At 70.9% G+C, this 7,036-nt stretch carries 5 protein-coding genes; 2 read left to right on the top strand and 3 right to left on the bottom strand.

Going from position 1 to position 7,036, the window contains the following annotated elements:
* Positions 1–580 precede the first annotated feature (580 nt).
* Positions 581–1,138 carry a MarR family winged helix-turn-helix transcriptional regulator gene (locus E2E34_RS28800; RefSeq protein ID WP_138904817.1) on the bottom strand — a complete coding sequence of 186 codons (558 nt, stop codon included), beginning with the start codon at positions 1,136–1,138 and terminating at the stop codon, positions 581–583.
* A gap of 137 nt (positions 1,139–1,275) precedes the next feature.
* On the opposite strand from E2E34_RS28800, the gene E2E34_RS28795 reads away from it, so the two are divergent.
* The gene (locus tag E2E34_RS28795) at positions 1,276–2,556 is read left to right on the top strand and encodes an MFS transporter (protein WP_208765364.1); all 1,281 of its coding nucleotides are present in this window, start codon (positions 1,276–1,278) and stop codon (positions 2,554–2,556) included.
* 18 nt (positions 2,557–2,574) lie between these two features.
* Here the strand turns inward: E2E34_RS28795 and E2E34_RS28790 are convergent, their stop codons facing one another.
* Together E2E34_RS28790 and E2E34_RS28785 are read right to left on the bottom strand one after the other, a co-directional pair.
* Entirely contained in the window at positions 2,575–4,257 is a 1,683-nt protein-coding gene (locus E2E34_RS28790) for an ATP-binding SpoIIE family protein phosphatase (RefSeq protein ID WP_138904815.1), read from the bottom strand.
* A gap of 188 nt (positions 4,258–4,445) precedes the next feature.
* A complete protein-coding gene (locus E2E34_RS28785; RefSeq protein WP_138904814.1) occupies positions 4,446–5,786 on the bottom strand; it encodes an NAD(P)/FAD-dependent oxidoreductase in 1,341 nt (446 codons plus the stop codon).
* A gap of 331 nt (positions 5,787–6,117) precedes the next feature.
* On the opposite strand from E2E34_RS28785, the gene E2E34_RS28780 reads away from it, so the two are divergent.
* Complete coding sequence (locus tag E2E34_RS28780) at positions 6,118–6,930, top strand: TetR/AcrR family transcriptional regulator (RefSeq protein WP_138904813.1); 813 nt, start codon at positions 6,118–6,120, stop codon at positions 6,928–6,930.
* The last annotated feature ends 106 nt before the right edge of the window (positions 6,931–7,036 follow it).

The raw sequence follows: 7,036 nt of genomic DNA, 5'->3' as shown, positions 1-7,036 counted from the left end.
TGTTCTCAGCGTCCTCGCTGTGTTCGCCTGGACTGCCACAAGGGCAGCCAGGACTTTTCAAAGGAACCACCAACCCACCGAAGTGGGCCGGGGTATCAACATATCTGGCGTTGACTTTTGGCACGCTGTTGAGTTCTCAAGGAACGGACGCTTCCTTTGTACTCACCCTCTCGGGCTTTCCTCCGGGCTTTCGTTCGGCATTTCGTGTTTCCGACTCTATCAGACGCTTTCGTGTCCGACTTCCTCGGTGCTTTCCAGTTCTTCGCTTTCGCGTTTCCCTTTCCGGCGGTTCCGACTCTATCAGATCCTTTCGGGCCTGACTCCCAGTCAGCGGGCTTTGTCTTTGCGGCTGTTGGGCCGTTCCGACGTCTCAAACCCTAGCGGATTTCCCGGGCGGCTCATAATCGAGCCTGTCGAATGAATTCCGGCATGCCGGAATTCATCCCGAGTGGGAGATCGTGCAGAGTTTGGGTGTGCCGCGTTCGCGGCGAGTGGTTGGCGCAGAACCGTTCCGGCTCCGTCACAACTCGAAGAACCTTACGGATCGACGGGGGCGGTGTCAACCCCTCCCGTTCCCCCGTCAGTCGAGGTCCGTGAGGCGGCCGCCGGCATCCGGCTGGGCGTCCTCGACCCGGCGCAGCAGCCGGGTCAGCATGTCGCCGAGCGAGCCGCGTTCGTCGGCGGAGAGGTCCTGGAGCAGGTCCTCCTCGAAGCTCGACGCCATCCGCATCGCTTCGAGCCACTTGGCCCGGCCCTCGTCCGTGAGCTCGACGATCACGCGCACGCGGTTGCTCTCGTCGCGGTCCCTGGTGACCAGGCCGTCCGCCGCCATCCGGTCGATGCGGTGCGTCATGGCGGCCGGGGTGAGGCCGAGTCGCTTGGCCAGCTCGCCGGGGCCCAGCCGGTAGGGGGCCCCGGAGACCACGAGGGTCTTCAGTACTTCCCACTCCGTGTTGCTGATGCCGAGTGCGGCGACCTGGCGGCCGTACGCGACGTTCATGCGGCGGTTGAGGCGGCCCAGGGCCGAGACGACCTTCTCCACCTGCGGGTCCAGGTCGCCGTACTCGCGCTGGTAGGCGGCGATCTGTTCGTCGAGGCTCGGCTCCTGGGGGCCGTGCGGCTCTGGGGTCTCAGGCATGCCGCGCAGTATGACACGTACTCGTTGGCCTTTAAGTCCTTCGATGTGTACTGTTGAGGTTCTAACTTTAGTGTTGAAGTCTTCAGGCTTCAGCTCTTCTCGTCGAAACCTTGAGGCAGGTGAGTGTGACCAGGGCAATGGGCGCCGCGATGCGCCGGATCCAGATGGGGAACGCGCTGAGTGCGTTCGGTATCGGGTTCACCGTTCCGTATCTGTATGTGTATGTCGCCCAGGTGCGGGATCTGGGCGCGAGTACAGCAGGTGTGGTGCTCGCCGTCTTTGCTGTGGCCGCACTTCTCGTCCTGCCGTTCACCGGGCGTGTCATCGACCGGCGCGGCCCGGTCCCGGTGGTGGTCGCCGCCGCCGTCATCGCTTCCGCCGGCGCTCTGTGCATGGGGCTCGCCGCCGACGTGCCGATGGTTCTGCTGTCCGCCGCGCTGCTCGGCGCCGGTACGGCGGTGGTGCAGCCGGCGCTCGCCACCATGATCGTGTGGTGCTCCACGCCCGCCACCCGTACGCGGGCCTTCGCGATGCAGTTCTTCCTGGCGAACCTCGGACTCGGCATCGGCGGCCTGATCGGCGGCCAGCTGGTCGACGAGAGCCGGCCCGACAGCTTCCTGCTGCTCTTCGCCATCGAGGCGGTCATGTTCCTGGTGCTCGCCGGGATCGGCGCGAGCGTCCGGCTGCCGCGCGCGGCCGTCATCTCCGGCGCCATGCCGCAGGACGACGCCGCCCCCAAGGGCGGCCTGCGGGCGCTGCTGAAGCACCGCGCGATGGTGCAGCTGTGCGGGCTCGGGTTCGTCCTCTTCTTCGCCTGCTACGGGCAGTTCGAGTCGGGTCTCGCCGCGTACGGCACCGAGGCGGCCGGGATTCAGCCGTCGACGCTGGGCATCGCCCTGGCGGCGAACACGGCGGTCATCGTGCTCGCGCAGTTCGTGGTGCTGCGCCTGGTCGAGCGGCACCGGCGCTCGCGCGTCATCGCGCTGGTCGGTCTGATCTGGACCGTCGCGTGGATCGTGGCGGGGTACGCCGGTCTCGGGCACGGCAGCCAGACGATGGCCACGGCCGCGTTCGTCTCGACGTACGCGCTCTTCGGGCTGGGCGAGGCGATGCTGTCGCCGACGGTGGCGCCGCTGGTCGCGGATCTGGCGCCGGAGTCGATGATCGGCCAGTACAACTCGGCGTTCGCCCTGGTCAAGCAGCTCGCGCTGGCCGTCGGGCCGGCGGTGGGCGGGCCGATGGGCGCGTCGCTGCACGCGCCGTACATCCTCACCTTCGTCGTCTTCTCGCTGGGCATCAGCGTGCTGGCGCTGCGGCTCGGCAAGCAGCTGACCCCGGCGCAGGACAGGCCGCTGCCCGCCAGGTCGCGGGTCGTCGCCTCGGGTGCGCCGGCGAAGGACCTGGCTCCGGCGGGCTAGGGCGCCGTACCCCTGCGGTCAGCTGTCCGGCAGGGCGAACTCGCACCAGACCGCCTTGCCGCCGCCGGGCGTGCGGCGGCTGCCCCAGGACGAGGCGATGGTCGCGACGATCGAGATGCCGCGTCCCGCCTCGTCCGCCGGTTCGGCGCGGCGGCGGCGCGGCAGGTGGTCGTCGCCGTCCGTCACCTCGATGATCAGGCGGCGGTCGGTGCGACGCAGGCGCAGGCGCATCGGGGGCGTGCCGTGCTGGAGGGAGTTGGCGACGAGCTCGCTGGCCGCCAGCACACCCAGGTCGCACAGCTCGACCGGGAAGCGCCAGGAGGCCAGTACCCCCGTCGCGAAGGCGCGGGCGCGGGGGGCCGCCTCGATGCCGCCCAGCAGCTCCAGCGCGGCGTTGTGGAAGAGCTCCGCGTCGGGTCCGGTGCGGGTGGGGTGCTGGAGGACCAGCACGGCCACGTCGTCGTCGTGGTCGGCCGTGACGCCCAGCGCGCGGATCAGCCGGTCGCAGACGACCTGGGGTGTGCCGGTGGCGCCGGACAGCGCGCGCTCCAGCGCCGCCACGCCCTCGTCGATGTCCTCGCGGCGGCGCTCGACGAGACCGTCGGTGTAGAGGACGGCCGTCGAGCCCGGCGGGAGGGCGATGGTGCCGGAGGTGTGCATCCAGCCGCCGGTGCCGAGCGGGGGTCCCGTGTGGTCCTCGGCGCGGCGGACGGTGCCGTCCTCGTCGCGGACGAGGATCGGGAGGTGGCCCGCCGACGCGTAGACGAGGCGGCCCTCGTTGGGGTCGTGGACGGCGTACGCGCAGGTGGCGATCTGGCTGGCGTCGATCTCGGCGGCGAGGCCGTCGAGCAGTTGGAGGACCTCGTGGGGCGGGAGGTCGAGGCGGGCGTACGCGCGGACCGCCGTGCGGAGCTGGCCCATCACGGCGGCGGCGCGCACCCCCCGGCCCATGACGTCGCCGATGACCAGGGCCGTCCGGCCGGCGCCGAGCGTGATGACGTCGTACCAGTCGCCGCCGACCGCCGCGTCGGTACCGCCGGGCTGGTAGGTGGCGGCGATGCGCAGGTCGTCGGGCTGCTCCAACTCCTGGGGCAGCAGGGAGCGCTGGAGGGTCACGGCCGTCTCGCGCAGGCGGCGCTCGCTGGCGCGCAGCCGCTCGGCGGCCTCGGCGTGGTCGGTGACGTCGGACGCGAAGACGAGCACGCCGCTCTCCCCGCCGCCGGCGGTGCCGGCCGGGAGCTCGATCGGCGTGCAGGTGATGGTGTACGAGCCGCCCTTGGGGACCTTGCGGGACTTGACCGTACGGGGCGTGCCGCTGCGCAGGACCTGGTCCAGGAGCGGGAGCAGGCCGAGCTCCTCCAGCTCGGGGAGCGCGACGGCGGCGGGGTCTCCGGGCTCGCGGGGGCCGAAGGCTGCGGCGTAGGCGTCGTTGACGTACGCGACGCGGTGGTCGGGGCCGTACACCAGGGCGACGAGGGCGGGGAGGCGGCCGAGGATCTCGCATACGGAGAGGTCGGTCAGGGGGTGCGCCGCGGGCGAGGAGGGCAGGGCGTCGTCGCCGGGCGCGTCCTGGGCGTCGGGCCCCTGCTCGGACGGCCGGCCGTACTCGACGCGGGCCGCCGGGACGGAGCCGCGGTCGCTCCGCGCTGCGGCGCGGCGCTGCGTTCCGGGGAGACGGGCGCTCCAGCGCGTGAAGTTCACTGACTTTCAAGCCTCATGGTGTCGCGTTGCGTTGTGTGCGTGACTGACGCTGTGGTCGCTGCGTTCGTTGTGGTCGCTGCGCTTGCTGTGGGGGGAGGAACTGCTGTGCCGTTACAGCGGGTGACTCTGAGCGGGCGTGAGCCAGCCTATGGTCACACGTCCAGTGTGACCGACCGCACTGACAGTCGTCACTTGGTCTTGGGCGGCTCGCCGCCCGCGGCCAGTTCGAACTCGGCGCGCGGGTGCTCCAGGGAGCCGAGGGAGACGATCTCGCGCTTGAAGAGCCCGGCGAGGGTCCATTCGGCGAGGACGCGGGCCTTCCGGTTGAAGGTCGGCACCCGGCTGAGGTGGTACGTGCGGTGCATCAGCCAGGCCGGATAGCCCTTGAGCTTGCGGCCGTAGACGTGCGCGACGCCCTTGTGGAGGCCGAGCGAGGCGACCGAACCGGCGTACTTGTGCTCGTAGTTCTTCAGCGGTTCGCCGCGCAGGGAGGCCACGACGTTCTCGGCGAGGACCTTGGCCTGCCGTACGGCGTGCTGCGCGTTGGGCGCGCACTCCTGGCCCTTCTGGGCCGCGCTGAGGTCGGGTACGGCGGCGGCGTCGCCCGCGGTCCAGGCGTGTTCGGCCCCTTCGACAGTGAGCCGGGCGGTGGCGGCGAGGCGGCCGCGTCCGTTCAGCGGCAGGTCGCTGGCGGCCAGGACGGGGTGCGGCTTGACGCCCGCGGTCCACACGACGGTGCGGGTGGGGAAGCGCGAGCCGTCGCTGAGGACGGCGACGCGGTCGGCGCAGGAGTCGAGGCGGGTGTCGAGGCGTACGTCGATGTTGCGCCTGCGCAGTTCACGGATCGCGTACTTGCCCATCTCCTCGCCGACCTCCGGCAGGATGCGGCCGGTCGCCTCGACGAGGATCCACTTCATGTCCTCGGGCTTGACGTTGTGGTAGTAGCGGGCGGCGTAGCGGGCCATGTCCTCCAGCTCGCCGAGCGCCTCCACTCCGGCGTATCCGCCGCCGACGAAGACGAAGGTGAGCGCGGCGTCGCGGACAGCGGGGTCGCGGGTGGCGGAGGCGATGTCCATCTGCTCGATGACGTGGTTGCGCAGGCCGATGGCCTCTTCGACGGTCTTGAAGCCGATGCCGTAGTCGGCCAGGCCGGGGACCGGAAGGGTGCGCGAGACGGAGCCGGGCGCGAGGACGAGTTCGTCGTACGTGATCTCGACGGCGCCGGTGCCCTCCTCCTCGGTGGCGAGGGTCGTGACGGTCGCCGTGCGCTTGGCGTGGTCGATGGACTTGGCCTCGCCGATGACGATCTTGCACTTGTCCAGGACCCGGCGGAGCGGCACCACGACGTGACGCGGGGAGATGGAGCCGGCCGCCGCTTCGGGCAGGAACGGCTGATAGGTCATATAGGGATCAGGCGTCACCACAATGACCTCGGCCTCGCCGCTTCTCAGCTTCCGCTGGAGGTGCAGCGCGGTGTACATCCCGACGTAGCCGCCGCCGACAACGAGAATGCGCGCAGGTTCTGTCACTGTCCCATGACGCAACGGCGGCGGGAGTTTGTCCACAGGCCCGGCAGATTGTGTGACCGGAGGCCAGGCGTGCCGCACGCCGCTGGAATGACCGTTCGATCGGGAAGGGGTGCAGGTCAGCGGGTGAGCCGGGGGTACGGACAGTGGCCGAATCAGGAAGTTTTTGGGCGATACTCCGATCGGGCGGGCGCTCCGTGCGGAACTACCCCCTTCTGTATCTACGCGCGCTCAACTATGTTCGTATCTCGTCGGGGCGGCCAGGTACGCGGTCCCGGCCGACTATCAGGGCGGGGAGTCTCCGGGGGGAGACATCATTACCGGGGGAACGCTGATGCACATTCAGGAATCTCATTGGCAGACGGCCGTCGCATCCGACGGCCACGGGCGTGCGGGGGCGGGATCTCGCTCCGCACCGCTGCGTGTGGACGCACAGCGCAATCTTGAGCATGTACTGCGAGCCGCTCGCGAGGTCTTCGGCGAGCTGGGCTACGGAGCGCCGATGGAGGACGTGGCGCGACGGGCCAGGGTCGGGGTCGGGACGGTGTACCGCCGCTTCCCGAGCAAGGACGTACTGGTGCGCCGCATAGCCGAGGAGGAGACCTCCCGGCTGACCGACCAGGCGCGTACGGCCCTCGGGCAGGAGGACGAGCCGTGGTCGGCGCTGTCCCGCTTCCTGCGTACCTCGGTGGCATCCGGCGCGGGCCGGCTGCTGCCGCCGCAGGTGCTGCGGGTGGGCGTGGACGGCGGCGAGGGCGACGGTGCGACCGACGCCGATGTCGTGGGCATCGCGGGGCCGACGGCCCGGGGCGAGGTGCGGGTGCCGCAGCAGCGGCAGGCCGTGGCCCCGGTGGGCGCGGGCTCCGCGGGGCCCGATCTGCGGCTGGTCGAGCAGCGGCCTCAGGCCGCCGGGACCGACGCCCTGGGCAGCGACGACGCGGGTGCGGCGGAGCTGCTGGAGGTCGTGGGGCGGCTGGTGGACCGGGCGCGTGCGGCCGGTGAGCTGCGGGGCGATGTCACGGTGGCCGACGTGCTGCTGGTGATAGCCACGGCGGCGCCTTCGCTGCCGGACGCCGCGCAGCAGGCGGCGGCCTCCGCCCGGCTGCTCGACATCCTGCTGGAGGGTCTGCGGTCCAGGCCCGCGTGAGCCCTGTACGGGACTCGGGCGGGGTGTGCCCCGCCGGCCCGCTTGTCCGCCGGGTGGCGGACGGGCGGGCCTTCCGCTGTCCGGGGGCGGTTCCCTGGGGCGGGCG

Origin of the sequence: Streptomyces albidochromogenes, assembly GCF_005981925.1 — a bacterium.
Classification (GTDB): Bacteria; Actinomycetota; Actinomycetes; order Streptomycetales; family Streptomycetaceae; genus Streptomyces; species Streptomyces albidochromogenes.
The sequence above is the reverse complement of the archived record's forward strand: the minus strand, read 5'-3'. Positions and strand labels throughout refer to the sequence as shown.

Bases quoted from the DNA above. Each gene is read 5' to 3' on its own strand.
- E2E34_RS28795 (WP_208765364.1), top strand. From the start codon at position 1,276: ATGGGCGCCGCGATGCGCCGGATCCAGATGGGGAACGCGCTGAGTGCG.
- E2E34_RS28780 (WP_138904813.1), top strand. From the start codon at position 6,118: ATGCACATTCAGGAATCTCATTGGCAGACGGCCGTCGCATCCGACGGC.
- E2E34_RS28800 (WP_138904817.1), bottom strand. From the start codon at position 1,138: ATGCCTGAGACCCCAGAGCCGCACGGCCCCCAGGAGCCGAGCCTCGAC.